Source organism: Microbacterium sp. NPDC090014 (assembly GCF_044748285.1).
Taxonomy (GTDB): domain Bacteria; phylum Actinomycetota; class Actinomycetes; order Actinomycetales; family Microbacteriaceae; genus Microbacterium.
In genome coordinates this window covers 16859-36363 of record NZ_JBIVFS010000001.1, presented here as the reverse complement: position 1 = coordinate 36363, position 19505 = coordinate 16859, and the positions used below count along the sequence as shown (strand labels likewise).

The following is a 19505-nucleotide window of genomic DNA, read 5'->3' as shown; positions in this document are numbered from 1 at the left end:
CGCGCACTCTTCACGCCGACACCGGAACACCCAAGGACTCTCATGCCCCGCACCCAGCTCACCACTTCGCTCGACGGCTACGAGGTCTGGTTCCTCACCGGCAGTCAGCATCTCTACGGCCCCGAGACGCTCGCGCAGGTCGCCGAGCAGTCGCAGGAGATCGCCCGCATCCTCGACGAGGCCGGCGAGGTGCCCGTGACCATCGTCTGGAAGCCGGTGCTGACGGATGCCGCAGCCATCAAGCGCACGGCCCTCGAGGCGAACGCCGACGACCGGGTCATCGGCCTGATCGCATGGATGCACACCTTCAGCCCCGCGAAGATGTGGATCGCCGGTCTCGACGCACTGCAGAAGCCGCTCGCGCACCTGCACACGCAGGCGAACGTCGAGCTGCCGTGGGCCGACATCGACTTCGACTTCATGAACCTGAACCAGGCGGCGCACGGCGACCGCGAGTTCGGCTACATCCAGACGCGTCTCGGCGTGCCGCGCAAGACCGTCGTCGGTCATGCGAGCGACCCGCGGGTGAGCCAGGAGATCGCGACGTGGCAGCGTGCGGCCGCCGGCCTCGCGGCCTCCCGTTCGCTCAAGCTCGCCCGCTTCGGCGACAACATGCGCTTCGTCGCGGTCACCGAGGGCGACAAGACCGAGGCCGAGCTGCGCTTCGGCGTGCAGGTCAACACGTGGGGCGTGAACGACTTGGCGGATGCCGTCGCCGCGGCATCCGACTCCGAGATCGACGCCCTCGTGGCCGAGTACGAAGAGCTGTACGAGGTCGTGCCGGAGCTTCGTCGCGGTGGCGACCGCCACCAGTCGCTGCGCGACGGGGCCGCGATCGAGATCGGTCTGCGGACGTTCCTCGAAGAGGGCGGCTTCGGCGCCTTCACGACCTCGTTCGAAGACCTCGGTGCCCTGAAGCAGCTGCCGGGCCTCGCGGTGCAGCGTCTGATGGCCGAGGGCTACGGCTTCGGCGCCGAGGGCGACTGGAAGACCGCGATCCTCGTGCGCGTCGCCAACGTCATGGGCGCGGGCCTGCCCGGCGGGGCGAGCCTCATGGAGGATTACACCTACGACATGACGCCCGGCGACGAGCTGATCCTCGGGGCGCACATGCTCGAGGTCTCGCCCTCGCTCACGACGGCGAAGCCGACCCTCGAGATCCACCCGCTCGGCATCGGCGGCAAGGAAGACCCGGTGCGCCTGGTCTTCACCGCCGACCCCGGCCCCGCGATCGTCGTCGCCCTCAGCGACATGCGCGACCGCTTCCGCCTCACCGCGAACGTCGTCGAGAACGTGCCCCCGCGCCAGTCGCTGCCGAAGCTGCCGGTCGGCCGCGCCGTGTGGAAGCCGCAGCCCGACTTCACCACCTCGGCCGCCGCCTGGCTGACCGCGGGTGCTGCGCACCACACGGTGATGTCGACCGCCGTCGGGCTCGAGGCCTTCCGCGATTTCGCCGAGATGGCCGAGGTCGAGCTGCTCGTCATCGACGATGCGACCACCCTGCCCGAGTTCCAGAAGCAGGTCCGCTGGAACCAGGCCTACTACCGTCTCGCGCAGGGGCTGTGATGACGGGAGCGGGCCGGCCGCGCTCGGGGCGTCAGCTGCGCATCACCGGGCACGGATACGACGCCGTGATCGCGAGCGTCGGCGCCTCGCTGCGCCTGCTCGCATTCGAAGGACGCGACCTGGTCGTGCCCTTCGACGCCGACGAGGTGCGGCCCGGATACCGCGGCACCACTCTCGCACCGTGGCCCAATCGCATCGTCGACGGTCGCTACGCGTTCGGCGGCGTCGAGCATCAGCTGGCCCTCACCGAGCCGGCCCGCGGACAGGCGCTGCACGGGCTGCTCGCCTGGGCGGAGTTCGAAGACCGACTGGTGCTCGACGACCGCGTCGTGCTCGCGGCCGTGATCGAGCCGCAGACCGGCTATCCGTTCCGCGTCGAGGTGGAGACCGAGTACCGCATCGACGGCGACGGCCTTCAGCAGACCGTCACCGCGCGCAACCTCGGGACGGATGCCGCGCCCTGGGGCACAGGGCCGCACCCGTATCTCGTCGCCGGACCCGATGGCCGGGTCGATGACTGGACGCTGACCGTGCCGGCATCCGAGGTGCTGACCGTCACCGACGACCGGCTGAGCCCGGTGGCGCTCGAGGGAGTGTCCGCGCATCCGCAGTGGGACTTCCGCGTTGCGCGCCCGATCGCCGACGTCTTCATCGACCACGCGTTCTCCGGCCTCGCCCGCGAGGGCGGAGTCGCCGAGGTGCGGGTGGTGACGGATGCCGGAAGCGGCGTCGTCATGACCTTCGACGAGCGCTGCCCGTGGGTGCAGGTGCACACGGCCGACAACCCCGGCATCGACGCGATCCATCGCATCGGCCTCGCGGTCGAGCCGATGACCTGTCCGCCGGACGCGTTCAACTCGGGGACCGACCTGGTCGTGCTCGAACCCGGCGCGACGCACGCGGCGTCCTGGCGGATCGCCGCCGTCTGACGCGTGGCGGCCGGCCCGAGTCGCTCGCGGCACGGTGGTGGCGCCGATGCGGGGCCAGTTCGGCATCCGGGACCCGGTGCGGGGCCAGTTCGGCATCCGGGACTCGGTGCGGGGCCAGTTCGGCATCCGGGACTCGGTGCGGGGCCAGTTCGGCATCCGGGACTGGGTGCGGGGCCAGTTCGGCATCCGAATGGGGCGTTTCCGGTGCGCAACTGGCCCCGCACGCGTGATGCCGTGCGAGAGCGGGCGATGCTGCCGGGTGCGGGGCCAGTTCGGCATCCGGGACTCGGTGCGGGGCCAGTTCGGCATCCGGGACTCGGTGCGGGGCCAGTTCGGCATCCGAACCGGGCGTTTCCGGTGCGCAACTGGCCCCGCACGCAGGGTGCGGGTGCGGGTGCGGGTGCGGGTGCGGGTGCGGGTGCGGGATGTCGCGCCTGCGGACCGCGCCTCTCCGATCAGGCGAGTGCCGCGACCAGCGCCCGGGCTGCGGATGCCGACGACTGCGGGTTCTGGCCGGTGATGAGCAGTCCGTCGACGATCGTGTGATCGCTCCACGGGTCGGTCACGTCGATGTCGGCGCCGAGCTCGCGCAGAGAGGTCTCGAGCAGGAACGGCGCGCGGTCCGCGAGCCCTCCGAGGCGCTCCTCCTCGTCGGAGAATCCGGTGATGCGCCGTCCGGCGACGAGCGGCTCGCCCGCAGCATCGCGTGCGGGCAGCAGGGCCGCGAGTCCGTGGCACACTGCGGCCAGCGGACGTCCCGCCGCGACGGTCGCCGAGATGAGCGCCGCCGAATCGGCATCCACAGCGAGGTCCTGCATCGGTCCGTGCCCGCCGGGGTAGTAGACGGCCGCGTAGTCGGCGCTGCCGACATCGGCGAGCACCAGGGGAGTGCTGAGCCCCGGGATCTCCGCGAGCGCCGCGGCATCCCCGTCGCCGAGGCTCGACGCATCGGCGACCGGCTCGACACCGCCGGGTGTCGCGAACACCACGTCGTGCCCCGCGGCGGTGAGCAGGCGGTAGGGGGCGAGCAGCTCTTCGGCCCAGTAGCCGGTGGGGTGCTCGGTGCCGTCGGACAGGGTCCAGGTGCGGGCGCCGGAGACGACGAAGAGGACGGATGACATGGATGCTCCCAAGGTTCGGACGACGGATGCCGTGCGGATGCGATATCCAGGACAACGGCCCGCCGTGACGAACGATTCCGATAGATTGCCGATATGAGCAATCGGAATGCCGATGGATTGCCCGATCTGGGGCTCTGGCGCACTTTCCTCATCGCGCACCGATCGGGGTCGGTGTCGGCGGCAGCGCGCAGGCTCGGACTCGCGCAGTCGTCGGTCACGACGCAGTTGCAGGCGCTGGAGGCGAGCGTCGGCGAGCCGCTGTTCGTCCGTCATGCCCGCGGCATCCGTCCGACGCCCCGAGCCGACGAGCTCGCCGCGCGGCTCTCGGGCCCGCTCGACGCGTTGGCGGATGCTCTCGGCACCCACCCGGCCCTCGAACCGCCGCTCATCCGCCTCGGCGGGGCGGGGGAGTTCCTGGCCGCCGTCGCAGCCCCGGCTCTCGCGAGTGCTGTGGCCGGCGGACTGCGGCTTGCGGTGACCACGGGCCTGGCCGACGATCTGCTCGATCAGCTGAGGGTCGGAAGCCTCGACCTGGTGATCTCCGCCGTGCGTCCTCGCGGGCGGGCGCTGCCGAGCATGCCGCTGTTCGACGAGGAATTCGTGCTCGTGGCCTCGCCGTCGCTGAGCATCGACCCGTCTCCGGCCCTCTCACCGGACGCGATCGCGCACGTACCTCTGCTGGCATACGACCGAGACGTCCCGATCGTCCGCCGGTACTGGCGCCACGTGTTCGGCATCCGTCTCGACCGGGAACCGGCTCTCGTCTTCCCCGACCTGCGCGCGCTCGCCGCCGCTGCGGTTGCGGGGGCGGGCGTCACCGCCCTGCCGACCTACCTGATCGCCGACGAACTCGCCGATGGCAGACTCGTCGACCTGCGACCCACCGAGGATCCGCCGATCAACACGCTGTATCTCGTGCGGCGACCGGGTCCGCTGTCCGACGGGGGCGCGGCCGTGGAGAAGGCGCTGCGCGCCGCCGTCGCCGACCTCTGACGCTAATCGCGGCGGCGGTGCGGGGTCAGGTGCGCATCTGGAGTCCGGTGCAGGGTCAGTTTCGCATCCACCATTCGGTACGGGGTCAGTTTCGCATCGGACATCCTGTGCGGGGTCAGTTTCGCATCGGAAACGCCCGATTCGGATGCGGTAGTGGCCCCGCACAGATGCACTGCCCGGCCTCACAGATGTGCAGCCGCTCGCGCGGCGAACGCATACGACGGACGGATGCCGCACCTCACGGACGCACGCGTCTCGCGGACGCACGCGTCTCGCGGACGCGCGCACCTCACGGACGCACGCCCCTCATGCACGCCACTCACGGACGGACCGCACACGGCAGGTGCGGCAGACCCGATGCGGCAGTGGCGACCGAACCTCAGCGGTTGAGCCAGTGGCGCAGCGTGCGCGTGACCCAGGGCAGCACCCAGTAGGTCATGATCGGCGTGAGCACGACGGTCGTCGCGAGCACGCGCAGCCAGATCGGCAGCTCGTTCCAGCCGGGCACGGGGCTCAGCGCATAGGTGAAGGCGAGGTTCAGCGGGAAGAACCCGAGCCAGATCGACACGGCCTGCTTCCACCGCGGCGGAGTGCTGACCATCGCGACGGTGGTCGTCGAGCCGTCAGCGCGGGGGAGGGTGATGGTGTCGGTGGTCGGCTCGTCGAACCAGCCCTCGATGCCCGTGCGGCGGCGCACGCGCTCACTGCGCACGAACTGCTCGCCGGTCGACTTCCACCACTCGCGCTCGCCCGACTGCTCCCACGCCACAAGCGACTTCTCGTCGGAGAAGCGGTACAGCATGTGCCAGACATGCGAGTCCTCGCCGTCGCGCACCCAGCCGGATCCGAGGAACCCCGGGTATCGGTGCGCCAGATTCACGCCGGTCTGCACCCAGGCGGTGGCGGCGGCGACATGCTCGGGGTCGACCTCGCGGCGGATGGAGACAGTGATGGGTTCGCTGGACATGGTGGGGTCCTCGGAGAGAGCGGATCGCCCGGGTCACGGGCGCCTCGACGGTGGGGGATGCGCCGGGGTGCGGGCGCGTGTTCGATTGTATTTCGGATGCCGGGTGTCGCCGGTCGTTTTTCGCCGCGCGCGAAGACGGCATCGAGGTGCATGGCCGATGCCGATGCCGGATGCCGATGCCGGGTGCCGGGTGCCGGGTGCCGGGTGCCGGATACCGATGCCGGGTGCCGGGTGCTTCAGAAGGCCGAATGCGCCTGCGACGGCCGGATGCCGGGAATCCGGCCGTCGCGGGCGCGCATGGCCGAGGCTGGTGCAGGGCAGCGACGCGGCATCCGTCCCCGCACTCCGCGACAGGGTGAGAATAGGAGGCATGAGCACGCGCAGCGAAGCCGTCCTGATCGATGTCGTCCGCACTCCCGTCGGACGCGGCAAGCCGGGCGGCGCGCTCTCGGGCGTGCATCCTGTCGACCTCGCGGCGGGTGCTCTCGCCGCGATACTCGAGCGCAGCGGGCTCGAGTCGAGGCAGATCGACGACGTGCTGCTCGGTTGCGTGAGTCAGGTGGGGGACCAGTCGTCGAACATCGCGCGGCAGGCTGTGCTCGCCGCGGGTTTCGACGAGTCGATCCCCGCGACGACGATCGACCGCCAATGCGGGTCCAGCCAACAGGCCGTGCATTTCGCCGCGCAGGGGATCATGGCCGGCGCGTATGACGCGGTCATCGTCGGCGGCGTCGAGTCGATGAGTCGGGTGCCGCTCGGATCGTCTGCGGCCGGCGGGTCGCCGATGTCGCCTCGCCTGCGTGAGCGCTACCCCGAGGGACTCGTGAACCAGGGCGTCTCGGCCGAGCTGATCGCCCAGCGCTGGGGCATCGATCGCGCAGCGCTGGATGCGTACGCTGCCGAGTCGCACCGCCGCGCGGCCGCCGCGTGGCACGAGGGATTCTTCGACCGCACCGTCATTCCGGTCGCCGAGGCTCCGGATGCCGCGGGCGACGAGACCGTGCGCGCCGGCACGACGGCCGAGCGGCTCGGGGGACTCAGCCCCGCGTTCCGCACCGACGCTCTTGCCGCCCGATTCCCGGACGTCGACTGGCGGATCACTCCCGGCAACTCCTCGCCGCTGACCGACGGAGCATCCGCTGCGCTCGTGATGAGCGCCGAGCGTGCCGAACAGCTGGGACTCACGCCACGGGCGAGGTTCCACGCGTTCACGGTGGTCGGCGACGATCCGCTCATGATGCTGACCGGCCCGATTCCCGCGACGCGGCGCATTCTCGAACGCACCGGACTGACGATCGATGACCTCGACGCCTACGAGGTCAATGAGGCCTTCGCGTCGGTGCCACTGGCCTGGGCCGCGGAACTCGGGGCGGATGCCGCCAAGCTCAACCCGCGCGGAGGTGCGATCGCCCTCGGGCACGCACTGGGCTCGTCGGGCACCCGCCTGCTCGGCACCCTGATCGACCACCTCGACGCGGTCGGCGGCCGCTTCGGACTGCAGACCATGTGCGAGGGCGGTGGCATGGCGAACGCCACGATCATCGAACGGCTGTAGGCCGGCATCCGGCATCCGGCATCCGGCATCCGGCATCCGGCATCCGTCACCCGGCATCCGCTGTGCCCCTGCCGGGTCGATGTTCGCCGGACAAGACAGAGAAGACCCCCGCCGACCCGATTCGGCGGGGGTCTCTTCGGGAGCAGACGCTCACCGTATGCGCGGATGACGTGACTACCCGATCCGGTCTGAGTCTGTGTCCGCGCATCTGCAGTTGTAGTCGGCGAAGGTGTCCGGGCGGTGAACGCGGCGAGAAATCCTCCTCACCCGGGATTCGCGATCCTGGAAGCGTTTGCGACTTAAGGCCAGCAGTAGCATTCACACCCCTGACTTTTCGCCAGAACGCAACTGCAAGCGCTTGCAGTCATAGAGCCCGCCCTGCTAACTTCACTCGCAAGCCTCCGGACACGTCGTCGTGTCCGCCGCCATCAGGGAGCATCATTTGTTCAAGTCGGCTCGGTCGAACACGACCGCTTCACGTCCGCTCGCTCTACTCGCCGCCACCGCGCTCGTCGTCTCGGGCTTCGGCGCGGCCGGCACTCTCGGCGGCTCATCCGCCGCGGCGGCCGATCGCACCGTGGCTCTCGTGGGCTCGCTGCAGTCCGAGCTCGGCTGCGCGGCGGACTGGGCGCCCGACTGCACCGAGACCGAGCTCGAGCCCACGGGCGCCGAGGGCATCTACTCCGCCGAGTTCGAGGTCCCTGCGGGCACGTGGCAGTACAAGGTCGCGGTGAACGACGGCTGGGACGAGGCGTACGGGCTCGACGGCGGGGCCGACGACATCCCTCTGACGGTGGCCGGCCCGACAACCCTCCGCTTCACGTTCGACGACACGCTCAAGCGCGTCGGGCTCGAGTCCACCGACCTGCGCGGCGGCTACACCTCCGACGATGAGGCGCTCATCGCGAGCCCGGCGCGACAGGCGGGTGCCGGCGAGCAGTTCTACTTCGTGATGACCGACCGCTTCGCGAACGCCGACACGGCCAACGACACCGGCGGTCGCGAGGGCGACCGGCTCACCACCGGTTTCGACCCCACGGACAAGGGCTTCTATCAGGGCGGCGACATCGCCGGAATCCGCGAGAACCTCGACTACATCGAGGGGCTCGGCACATCGGCGATCTGGCTGACGCCGAGCTTCGCCAACAAGCCGGTGCAGGGTGAGGGCGCCAACGCCTCTGCCGGCTATCACGGCTACTGGATCACCGACTTCACCCGCATCGACCCGCACCTCGGCACCAATGAGGAGCTGCAGGCGCTGATCGCCGACGCGCACGCCCGCGACATCAAGGTGTACTTCGACATCATCACCAACCACACCGCCGACGTCATCGACTACGCCGAGGGGCAGTACTCCTACATCGACCAGGCGACGAGTCCCTACACGGATGCCGCGGGTACGGCGTTCGACCCGGCCGACCACGCGGGCACCGACGGGTTCCCCGAACTCGACCCGGCGACGAGCTTCCCCTACACGCCGGTGATCGACGACAGCGAGGCCGACGTCAAGGTGCCGGCCTGGCTGAACGACCCGTCGCTCTATCACAACCGCGGAGACTCGACCTGGTCGGGGGAGTCGGTCACATACGGCGACTTCAGCGGACTCGACGACCTGATGACCGAGCACCCGACGGTGGTCAACGGCTTCGTCGAGGTCTACGACAAGTGGATCGACCTCGGCATCGACGGCTTCCGCATCGACACCGTCAAGCATGTGAACTTCGAGTTCTGGGAGAAATGGACCGCCGACGTCCTCGACTACGCGCACGAGAAGGGCAACGACGACTTCTTCATGTTCGGCGAGGTCTACGACGCCGACCCCGTGAAGCTCGCACCGTACGTGCGAGACACCGACATGAACTCGATCCTCGACTTCACGTTCCAGTCCTCCGCCGTCAGCTACGCGTCGGGCAATTCGGCCAAGGGCCTGCAGTCCCTGTTCGCGGGCGACGATCGCTACACGACACCCGACTCGTCGGCGACGGCACTGCCCACGTTCCTCGGCAACCACGACATGGGCAGGGTCGGATCCTTCCTCCAGACGACGGATGCTCCGCTCGAGCGCGACGAGCTGGCGCACGAGCTCATGTTCCTCACCCGGGGTCAGCCGGTCGTCTACTACGGCGACGAGCAGGGCTTCACCGGCCCCGGCGGCGACAAGGACGCCCGGCAGTCGCTCTTCGCCACCCAGGTCGCCGACTACGCGAATCAGAACCTCATCACCGGCGAGCAGGCCGGCTCGGTCGACCGCTATGCGACGGATGCCGCGCTCTACGAGCACATCGCCGCGCTGTCAGAGCTCCGGGAGTCGAACCCGGCGCTCAGCGAGGGCGCGCAGATCGAGCGGTACGCGGCGTCCGGTGCTGGTGTGTACGCGTTCTCCCGCGTGGATGCCGACGACAAGGTCGAATACCTGGTGGCCGTGAACAACGCCGCCACCGCGCAGACGGTCGACCTCACCACGCTGACCGCCGACGCCTCGTACGAGGTGCTCTACGGTGACGCGGCGTCCCTCGCCACGGATGCCGGTGCGGCCGCCTCGATCACGGTGCCGGCTCTGTCGGCGGTGGTCTGGAAAGCCGACTCGACCGTCACGGCGCCGTCCGAGGCGGCATCCGTCGAGGTCGTCGTGCCCGCCGCCGGAGCCGGTGTCACCGGACAGTCCGCCGTGCAGGCCGACATCGCCGATCAGTGGGCGCAGACGAGCTTCGCCTGGCGCGTCGTCGGCTCCGAGCAGTGGCAGGCGCTCGGCACCGCGGAGGACACCGACCCCCGCGTCTTCCACGACATCCGCGATCTCGCGAACGGCACGCTCGTCGAATACCGGGCCGTGACGACGGATGCCGCGGGCAACCACGCCGCAGCCTCGACGTACGCGTCGGTCGGCAACGCCGTGACGCTGACGGCCGGCGAGGAGCCCGAGTCTCCGATCGACATGGTGACCGTGCCCGGCAGTCTCAACTCCGAGATGGGCTGTGCGGGCGACTGGGACCCTGCCTGCGAGAAGGCGAAGCTGACCCTGCGCGCCGACGGCGTATGGGAGGGGACCTTCGATCTGCCGGCCGGCGACTACGAGTACAAGGCGGCGATCAACGGCAGCTGGGCCGTCAACTACGGAGCGAACGGTGTGTCGGACGGCTCGAACGTCACGCTCACCCACGCGGGCGGGCCGATCACCTTCTACTTCGACCCGCGCACGAACATCGTGCAGTCCTCGGCCGACGGACCCATCGTGACGCTGCCGGGCTCTCTGCAGGACGAGCTCGGCTGCGCGGCGGACTGGTCTCCCGACTGCCTCGGCACCCTCATGGCCGACGGCGACCGCGATGGCGTCTACGAGTTCTCGACCGCCGACCTCCCCACCGGAGCCTACGAGCTCAAGGTGGCGCACGGCCTGAGCTGGGCTGAGAACTACGGCGCCGACGGAGTGCCGGGCGGCGCGAACATCTCGTTCAGCGCGGCCGAGGGCAGCGTGACGTCGTTCCGCTACACGCTGGCGACGCACGTTCTCGAGGTCGTGAGCGCGGACCCGCAGCTCCCCGGCGCCGGAGAGCAGCGCGCACAGTGGGTCGACGCCGAGACGATCGCCTGGCCGGCGACTCTCGGGTCTGTCGACAAGGCCGCCTATCAGCTGTACTCCTCGGCGGACGCCTCGCTCGCGGTGGCAGACGGCGACATCGCGGGTGGCGAGTCGATCGCGCTCGAGGTGATCGAGGGCGGCCTGACGGACGAGCAGCTCGCCCGGTTCCCCGCGCTCGACGGATACCTCGCCCTGCGGGTGACGGATGCCGATGCGGCGGCACTGCTGCGAGCGCAGCTCGCGGTCGTCCAACGTGACGAGACGGGTGCGCCCTCCGCATTCACCGGCGTGCAGATCGCCGGGGTTCTCGACGATCTCTATGCCGCAGCCCTCGACGACGTCGACCTGGGCGTGACGTTCTCGGGCAAGAAGCCGACGTTCCGGCTGTGGGCGCCGACGGCGCAGAGCGCGACCCTTCTCACCTGGGACGAGGGCGCCGAGGGCGACCCCGCTCGGCACGAGGCCGCGTGGGATGCGGCGTCCGGCGTCTGGTCGGTCGCGGGCGCCAAGGATCTCAAGGGCGACGAGTTCCTGTGGGAGGTCGTGGTCTATGCGCCGACGACCGGTGCGATCGAGACGAACCGGGTCACCGATCCCTACTCGACGGCGCTCACTCTGATCTCGCGGCGTTCGGTCGCCATCGACCTCGACGACAAGGCCTGGCAGCCGAAGCAGTGGCAGAAGGTCGAAGCGCCGGTCGTCGAGCGCGCGGTCGACCGGGCGATCTACGAGCTGCACATCCGCGACTTCTCGATCAGCGACGAGACGGTTCCGGCCGACGAGCGCGGCACGTACCTGGCGTTCACCCGCGACAGCGCGGGCACCGATCAGCTGAGGCAGCTCGCGGATGCCGGAATCAACACCGTGCACCTGCTGCCCTCCTTCGACATCGCCTCGATCGAGGAGGACCGCGCAGCGCAGGCGGTGCCCGACTGCGACCTCGCCTCGTTCGGCCCGGCCGACGCGGCACAGCAGGCGTGCATCCAGGCGGTCGCGGATGCCGACGGCTTCAACTGGGGCTACGATCCGTACCACTACTCGACGCCCGAGGGCTCGTACGCGGTCGACGCCGACGGCGGCGCCAGGGTCAGCGAGTTCCGGTCGATGGTCGGCGCTCTCCATGACATGGACCTGCAGGTCGTGCTCGATGAGGTGTTCAACCACACGGCGGCATCCGGTCAGGCCGAGAAGTCGGTGCTCGACCAGGTCGTGCCCGGCTACTACCACCGGCTGAACGCGGCCGGCGGCATCGAGACCTCGACGTGCTGCCAGAACGTCGCGACCGAGCACCTCGCCGCGCAGAAGCTCATGGTCGACTCGATCGTGACCTGGGCGCGCGACTACAAGGTCGACGGCTTCCGCTTCGACCTCATGGGTCACCACTCGACGACGAACATGCAGGCGATCCGCGACGCGCTCGACGCCCTGACCCTCGCGAAGGACGGCGTCGACGGTTCGGCGATCCATCTGTACGGCGAGGGCTGGAACTTCGGCGAGGTGGCGGACGATGCGCTGTTCGAGCAGGCCACCCAGGGGCAGCTGGGAGGCACCGGCATCGGCACGTTCAACGACCGCCTGCGCGACGCCGTGCACGGCGGCAGCCCGGTCGACTCGTCGTCGACGTTCCGTCAGGGCTTCGGCACCGGTCTCGGCACCGACCCGAACGGCGATCCGATCAACGGCACGGTCGAGCAGGCGCTCGCCGACCTCGGCCACGAGACCGATCTCGTCAAGCTCGGGCTGGCGGGCAATCTGCGCGACTTCGAGTTCACGACGAGCGACGGCTCGGTGACGGCGGGAGAGGCGATCGACTATCGCGGCTCCGCGGCGGGCTATGCCGATCAGCCGGACGAGACGATCAACTACGTCGATGCGCACGACAACGAGACGCTCTACGACCTCTCGGTGCTCAAGCTCCCGGTCGACACGACGATGGCCGACCGCGTGCGGATGAACACGCTGGAGCTCGCGACCGTGACGCTCTCGCAGTCGCCGTCGTTCTGGCACGCAGGCACCGAGCTGCTGCGGTCGAAGTCCCTCGATCGCAACAGCTACAACTCCGGTGACTGGTTCAACCGCATCGACTGGACGGGTCAGGAGTCGACGTTCGGCTCGGGGCTGCCGACCGCGGCCGACAACGAGGAGAAGTGGCCGATCATGGCGCCGCTGCTCGCCGATCCTGCGCTGAAGCCGGCCGCGGCCGACATGGCGGCCGCAGAGGCATCCGCTCTCGATCTGCTGCGCATCCGCGACGAGGTCGATCTGCTGCGGCTCGGCTCGGCCGAGCTGATCCAGCAGAAGGTCACGTTCCCGAACGGCGGGGCGGGGGCGGCTCCGGGCGTGATCCTGATGCAGATCGACGACCTGACGGGTCCCGACGCCGACGCCGATCTCGACGGGGCGCTCGTCGCGTTCAACTCCTCTCCTGCGCCGGTCACGCAGACCGTCGCGGGGCTGGCCGGGCGTTCGTTCGCGCTGACCCCGGCTCAGGCGAACGGAGCGGATGCCGTGGTCAAGACCACGACCTGGGACGCCGCGACCGGCACCGTGACGATCCCCGCCCGGTCGGTCGCCGTGCTGGTCGACGACCAGGTGCAGCCGATCGATACGCGGGTGCGCGCCTCCTCCGACCTGCTGGTGAAGTCGGGCAAGAGCGCCACCGTGAAGGTCACCGTGGCGGCCGACGACGGCAGCGCGCCGGTGGGCACGGTGACGGTGCACGACCGCGGCAAGGTCGTCGCCACGGTCGAGCTGGCTCCCTCCGACAAGGGCAGGGTCACCGTCTCGGTGCCGAAGCCGAGCCGTGGCGTGCACCTGCTCACGGTCCGCTTCGACGGCACGGAGCCGTGGCAGGACTCCCGCAGCACGCGCAGCCTCCCGGTGATCGTCTACTGAGGTCGAGGCGAGGGGTGCGGCCGCGCGCCGCACCTCTCGACTCGCGCGACCGCGGCCGTCCTCGCGTGATCAGTCCCGCGCGTCGACCCCGCTCGTGTCGATGAACGCCCAGCCGTATGCACCGAGCTCGCGGCGCGCCGCGGTCGACCCCGTGAGCACATCGCGGCCGGGCACATCGACCGCGAACGGCTCCGCACTGTGGTTGATGGCGGTGAGGATGCCGCCTCGGCGTGCGATCTCGACGTGCTCGGGAAGGCCCTCGATCTCGGCGGTCACTCCCGCCTCGGCGGCGAGCCAGCGCAGCACGGCTGCCATGCCGGCGTCGTCCGGGATCGTCGCGAGGTAGTAGCCGTTGCCGTCCCCGAAGGCCTTGCGGGTGAACGCCGCTCGCCCGGCGGTGCGACCCTCGGTGAAGCGACCCAGCACCTCGGCATCCTGCACGAGGAGCTCTTCCGCGAAGTACTGGCCGACGATCGTCCCCGCGGGGCCGTCCACTGGCGCCTCCGACTGGCCCGGCCCGTCGGGCACGGCGTGGCTCGCGACCTCTCCGGCCGAGTCGGCCGATCGCACCGACTCGGGCGGCACCAGCGCCCCGAAGTCCTCTAGCGCGACGCCGAGCGCGTCCCGCAGCGAGACGATGAAGCCGCCCTCGCGGAACGCGTCGTCCTGGTCGACGACATCGCTGAACGCCGAGACGAACAGGTTGCCGCCCTGCGCGACATACGCCGTGAGATTCGCGGCGCCCTCATCGCTCAGCAGATACTGCTGAGGCGCGACCACGAGTGAATAGCCGCGGAGATCGCTCGTCGTGTTCACGATGTCGACCGCGAGGTTCTGCCGATGCAGCGCCGCATGCCAGCGGTGCGAGAGCGTCAGGTAGTCGAGCACGATCGGGTGGTCGCGCCCGTCGATCGCCCACCAGTTCTCCCAGTCGAAGACGAGAGCGATCTTCGCCCCCGACGAGACGTCCGGCATCTCGGGGAGCTGCGCGAGCTGTCCGCCCAGCTCGACGACCTCCCGCCGGGTGCGGGTGTCGAGCCCGGCCTGCGGCACCATCGCCGAGTGGAACTTCTCGCTGCCGCGGCGCGACTGCCGCCACTGGAAGAACATGATCCCGTCGGCGCCTCGGCCCACCGCCTGCGCGCTGATCGCCGCCATCTGACCGGGTGCTTTCGGGGCGTTGGTGGGACGCCAGTTCAGGGCATTGGTGGACTGCTCCGTGAGGATCCAGGGCACCCCGGGCTTGAGGCCGCGCATCAGCTCGCGTGCGAACGCGGCCCCGCGGAACGACTCGGGGTCGTTGGGATCGGGGTAGTTGTCGTCGCTGATCACGTCGACCTCGGCCGCCCACTTCCAGTAGTCGGCCGGCGGGAACGCGCCCATGAAGTTGGTCGTGATCGGCTGGGTCGCTCCCGCGGCGCGGATGATGTCGCGCTCCATCACGTACAGCTCGAGCAGGGTGTCGGAGGTGAACCGCTTGAAGTCCAGCACGCTGGTCGGGTTGATGCTGTACGGCGCCTTGCGCGGCGGCACGATCTGATCGAAGGCGGTGTAGCGCTGCGACCAGAAGTCCGTGCCCCAGGCGTGGTTGAGGGCGTCGATCGTCGCGTACCTGCGCTGCAACCATGCGCGGAACGCGTCGCGCGCGGCGTCGGAGTAGTCGTAGTGCAGATGGCATCCGTACTCGTTGTTGACGTGCCACAGCACGACGGCAGGATGCTGCGCGTAGCGCTCCGCGAGAGCGGTGACGAGTTCGGCCGCGAGGCGACGGTAGACGGGAGAGGAGGGCGCGAAGGCCTGGCGGCTGCCGGGCCAGAACGTCGAGCCGTCGGCATCCTGCGGCAGCATCTCGGGGTAGGCGGTCGAGGCCCACGGCGGCGGGGATGCGGTGGCGGTGGCGAGGTCGACCTGGATGCCGCCCTCGTGCAGCAGCCCGATGATCTCGTCGAGCCACTCCCAGTCGAACTCGCCCTCGGCCGGCTGGATGCGCGACCACGAGAAGATCCCCAGGCTCACGAGCGTCACGCCGGCCTCGCGCATCAGCCGGACGTCGTCCGGCCACACCTCTCGCGGCCACTGCTCGGGGTTGTAGTCGGCGCCGTAGTGCATGAGTCTCCTGGGTCGGGTGTTCGGCCTGCTCTCTCGACCCTAGCGGGGAAGCGCTTTCCAGCACAGTCGTTCGGCGTGCTTCCGCAACTGCAAGGACTCCCTAGTAAATATGCGGATGCCGAAGTACCATCGTCATAGTGCCAACGACGGCGCGAAGGGACATCGCACAATGACTCGTACCATTCCCCACTTCGTAGGCGGAAAGCACCTCACCCCCGAGGGAGGGCGCTTCGCCGACGTGTTCGATCCGAGCACGGGATCCGTCCAGGCGCGCGTGCCGCTGGCCTCCGCGCAGGAGGTCGCCGATGTGATCGCGAACGCCGAGGCCGCACAGGCCGAGTGGGCGGCGACCAACCCCCAGAAGCGCGCACGGGTGCTGCTGCGGTTCCTCGATCTCGTGCAGCGCGAGATGACCGAGCTCGCCGAGCTACTTGCGAGCGAGCACGGCAAGACGGTCGACGATGCGAAGGGCGACATCCAGCGGGGTCTCGAGGTCATCGAGTTCTCCGCGGGCGCGCCGCACCTGCTCAAAGGCGAGTACTCGACGGGTGCCGGCGCCGGCATCGACGTCTACTCGATGCGGCAGCCGCTCGGAGTGGTGGCGGCGATCACCCCGTTCAACTTCCCGGCGATGATCCCCCTGTGGAAGGCGGGCCCCGCCCTCGCCGCCGGCAACGCCGTGGTGCTCAAGCCCAGCGAGCGTGACCCCTCGGTGCCGGTGCGCATCGCCGAGCTGTTCCTCGAGGCGGGGCTGCCCGCCGGAGTCCTCAACGTCGTGCACGGTGACAAAGAGGCCGTCGACGCGCTGCTCACCGACGACCGCATCCGCGCCGTCGGCTTCGTGGGCTCGACATCGATCGCCGAGTACATCTATTCGACGGCGGCCGCGCACGGCAAGCGCGCGCAGTGCTTCGGCGGCGCCAAGAACCACATGATCGTCATGCCCGACGCCGACCTCGACCAGGCCGTCGACGCGCTGATCGGCTCGGGATACGGATCGGCGGGCGAGCGCTGCATGGCGATCTCGGTCGCGGTGCCGGTCGGCCAGGAGACGGCGGATGCTCTCGCCGCCAAGCTCACCCAGCGCGTGGCGCAGCTGCGGATCGGCCCGTCCCTCGCCTCCGACGTCGACTACGGGCCACTCGTCACCCGGGCTGCCGTCGAGCGGGTCGAGGGGTACATCCAGCAGGGGGTCGACGAGGGCGCGACCCTCCTGGCCGACGGTCGAGGTTTCACGGTGCCCGGTCATGAGCAGGGCTTCTACCTCGGACCGACGCTGTTCGACGACGTGACCACCGACATGGCGATCTACCGCGAGGAGATCTTCGGACCGGTGCTCGTGATCGCCCGCGCCGCCGATTACGAGGAGGCGCTGCGCATGGCATCCGAGCACGAATACGGCAACGGCGTCGCGATCTTCACGCGCGACGGAGACGCGGCACGCGACTTCGCCGCACGGGTCGAGGTCGGGATGGTCGGCGTCAACGTGCCGATCCCGGTGCCGATCGCGTATTACACGTTCGGCGGCTGGAAGCGCAGCGGGTTCGGCGACCTCAACCAGCACGGCGCCGATGCCTTCCGCTTCTACACGAAGACCAAGACGGTCACGAGCCGCTGGCCGTCGGCCGGCATCCGCGACGGCGCCAGCTTCGTGATCCCCACCATGCACTGACCTCGCGACGCCCACAAGGAATCGACATGACAATGACCACCGTCACCACCACCGCCGAAGAGCGCGAGGCCATTCTCGACGCCGTCCGCGAGTTCGCCGAGACCGAGCTCGCACCCTTCTCCGCCGAACGCGACGAGAAGCACATCTTCCCCCGCGAGTCGCTCGGCAAGGCCGGAGAGCTGGGCCTCGGCGGCATCTACGTGAGCGAGGAGTTCGGCGGCACGGGCCTCAGTCGCTCGGACACCGTGGCGATCTTCGAAGAGCTCGCGAAGGGCGATCCCGCCGTCGCCGCCTACATCTCGATCCACAACATGGTGGTGTGGATGATCGACACCTACGGCGACGATGCACAGCGCGGCCGCTGGCTGCCCGACCTCACCGCCATGCAGGAGTTCGGGGGCTACTGCCTGACCGAGCCGGGCGTCGGATCCGATGCCGCGAACGTCGCCACGAGCGCGGTGCGCGACGGGGACGACTACCTCCTCACCGGCGTGAAGCAGTTCATCTCGGGTGCCGGCGAGGCCGCCGTCTACGTGGTGATGGCCCGCACCGGCGAGCCGGGAGCCCGGGGCATCAGCGCCTTCCTCGTTCCCGGCGATGCCGAGGGACTCAGCTTCGGGGCGCCCGAGAAGAAGATGGGCTGGCACGCCCAGCCCACCCGTCAGGTCATCCTCGACGGCGTGCGCATCCCCGCATCCGGAATGCTCGGCGACGAGGGCCGTGGCTTCGCTATCGCGATGTCGGCGCTCAACGGCGGTCGTCTCAACATCGCGGCCTGCTCCATCGGAGGCGCCCAGTGGGCCCTGGATCGGGCGGTGCAGTACGTGCATGAGCGCGTGGCGTTCGGCGAGCCGCTGGCCGAGAAGCAGTCGATCCTGTTCGCGATCGCCGACATGCGCACCGACCTGCAGGCCGCTCGCCTCATGGTGACCGACGGCGCGCTGGCGGTCGACGAGCACGCCCCGGATGCCACGATGCGATGCGCGATGGCAAAGCGCTTCGCGACGGATGCCGGATTCGACGTCGCCAACCGCGCGCTGCAGCTGCACGGCGGCTACGGCTACCTGCAGGACTACGGCATCGAGAAGGTCGTGCGCGACCTGCGGGTGCACCAGATCCTCGAGGGCACGAACGAGATCATGCGCCTGATCGTCGGGCGCGAGATGCTGCGACCGGCGGGATCGGCCTCGATGCGGAGCGCATCATGAGCGAGTCGTCGAGCGTCCGGATCGCCTTCCTCGGACTCGGCCACATGGGGCTGCCGATGGCGAAGAACCTCGTCGCCGCAGGGCACGAGGTGCACGGGTTCGACCTGGTGCCCGCGGCGATCGAGGCGGCGCAGGCCGCCGGCATCCCCGTCGCGGCCAGCGGAGCGGATGCCGTCGCCGACGCCGACGTCGTCATCACGATGTTCCCGGCGGGAAGGCACGTGATCGACGCGTACCGCACCGAGCTGCTCGCCGCAGCCCGCCCCGGCACCCTGTTCATCGAGTCGTCGACGATCGCGGTCGACGAGGCCCGTGCCGCCCACGCGCTCGCGCTCGCCGCGGGGCATCGCAATGTCGACGCCCCGGTGTCCGGCGGCGTCGTCGGTGCCGAGAACGGCACGCTCGCGTTCATGGTGGGCGGCTCGGACGAGGACTTCGCCGCCGCACTGCCGGTGCTCGAGATCATGGGCACGCGCATCGTGCACTGCGGGGGGTCGGGGCTCGGCCAGGCCGCGAAGGTGTGCAACAACATGGTGCTCGCCGTCTCGCAGATCGCGGTGGCCGAGGCATTCGTGCTCGGCGAGCGGCTCGGGCTCGAGCACCAGGCGCTGTTCGACGTGGTGTCGCAGGCGTCCGGTCAGTGCTGGTCCATCACGACCAACTGCCCCGTCCCCGGCCCCGTTCCGACGAGCCCGGCGAACCGCGACTACCAGCCGGGCTTCGCCGGTGCTCTGATGGCAAAGGATCTCGGGCTCGCGCTGCAGGCGATCGAGCAGACGTCGACCGACGCGCGGATGGGGCGGCTCGCCCAGCAGCTCTACGCCGCCTTCGCTGCGGGCGACGGCGCGACCCGCGACTTCTCCGGCATCATCACCGACATCCGCGACGGCAGCGTGTGAGCCGCGCGAGA

The 19505-nt window shown here is 69.8% G+C and carries 11 protein-coding genes; 8 read left to right on the top strand and 3 right to left on the bottom strand.

Features of this window, described 5'->3' with window-relative positions:
- The first annotated feature begins 42 nt into the window (after positions 1-42).
- Together araA and ACIPV5_RS00135 are read left to right on the top strand one after the other, a co-directional pair.
- Complete coding sequence (gene araA, locus ACIPV5_RS00140) at positions 43-1566, top strand: L-arabinose isomerase (RefSeq protein WP_400338794.1); 1524 nt, start codon at positions 43-45, stop codon at positions 1564-1566.
- Positions 1566-2495 carry an aldose 1-epimerase family protein gene (locus tag ACIPV5_RS00135; protein ID WP_400338792.1) on the top strand — a complete coding sequence of 310 codons (930 nt, stop codon included), beginning with the start codon at positions 1566-1568 and terminating at the stop codon, positions 2493-2495. The genes araA and ACIPV5_RS00135 overlap by 1 nt, the downstream gene beginning before the upstream one ends.
- A 455-nt stretch (positions 2496-2950) precedes the next feature.
- Here the strand turns inward: ACIPV5_RS00135 and ACIPV5_RS00130 are convergent, their stop codons facing one another.
- The gene (locus ACIPV5_RS00130) at positions 2951-3616 is read right to left on the bottom strand and encodes a type 1 glutamine amidotransferase domain-containing protein (protein WP_400338789.1); all 666 of its coding nucleotides are present in this window, start codon (positions 3614-3616) and stop codon (positions 2951-2953) included.
- 93 nt (positions 3617-3709) lie between these two features.
- Between ACIPV5_RS00130 and ACIPV5_RS00125 the strand changes: the two genes are divergently transcribed.
- Complete coding sequence (locus ACIPV5_RS00125) at positions 3710-4609, top strand: LysR family transcriptional regulator (RefSeq protein WP_400338785.1); 900 nt, start codon at positions 3710-3712, stop codon at positions 4607-4609.
- A gap of 379 nt (positions 4610-4988) precedes the next feature.
- Here ACIPV5_RS00125 and ACIPV5_RS00120 read toward each other — a convergent pair whose 3' ends face one another.
- Positions 4989-5576 carry an antibiotic biosynthesis monooxygenase gene (locus tag ACIPV5_RS00120; RefSeq protein WP_053097861.1) on the bottom strand — a complete coding sequence of 196 codons (588 nt, stop codon included), beginning with the start codon at positions 5574-5576 and terminating at the stop codon, positions 4989-4991.
- Between the two features lie 370 nt (positions 5577-5946).
- Here ACIPV5_RS00120 and ACIPV5_RS00115 point away from each other — a divergent pair, with 370 nt between their 5' ends.
- Positions 5947-7131 (top strand): thiolase family protein, encoded by a 1185-nt coding sequence (locus ACIPV5_RS00115; RefSeq protein WP_400338782.1) that lies wholly within the window; start codon positions 5947-5949, stop codon positions 7129-7131.
- 415 nt (positions 7132-7546) lie between these two features.
- Entirely contained in the window at positions 7547-13606 is a 6060-nt protein-coding gene (pulA, locus tag ACIPV5_RS00110) for a pullulanase-type alpha-1,6-glucosidase (RefSeq protein WP_400338779.1), read from the top strand.
- A gap of 69 nt (positions 13607-13675) precedes the next feature.
- On the opposite strand, the gene ACIPV5_RS00105 is transcribed toward pulA, so the two are convergent.
- Entirely contained in the window at positions 13676-15715 is a 2040-nt protein-coding gene (locus ACIPV5_RS00105) for a beta-galactosidase (RefSeq protein ID WP_400338776.1), read from the bottom strand.
- A gap of 169 nt (positions 15716-15884) precedes the next feature.
- On the opposite strand from ACIPV5_RS00105, the gene ACIPV5_RS00100 reads away from it, so the two are divergent.
- Genes ACIPV5_RS00100 through mmsB form a run of 3 tightly spaced genes read left to right on the top strand, consistent with a single transcriptional unit; the run spans position 15885 to position 19494 of the window.
- Positions 15885-17387, top strand: a complete 1503-nt coding sequence (locus ACIPV5_RS00100) for a CoA-acylating methylmalonate-semialdehyde dehydrogenase (protein ID WP_400338774.1) — start codon at positions 15885-15887, stop codon at positions 17385-17387.
- 26 nt (positions 17388-17413) lie between these two features.
- A complete protein-coding gene (locus ACIPV5_RS00095) occupies positions 17414-18595 on the top strand; it encodes an acyl-CoA dehydrogenase family protein (protein WP_072591951.1) in 1182 nt (393 codons plus the stop codon).
- Positions 18592-19494: a 3-hydroxyisobutyrate dehydrogenase gene (gene mmsB / locus ACIPV5_RS00090; protein WP_053097851.1), complete on the top strand. Its 903-nt coding sequence runs from the start codon at positions 18592-18594 to the stop codon at positions 19492-19494. Before ACIPV5_RS00095 ends, mmsB begins: the two co-directional genes overlap by 4 nt.
- Positions 19495-19505 lie beyond the last annotated feature (11 nt).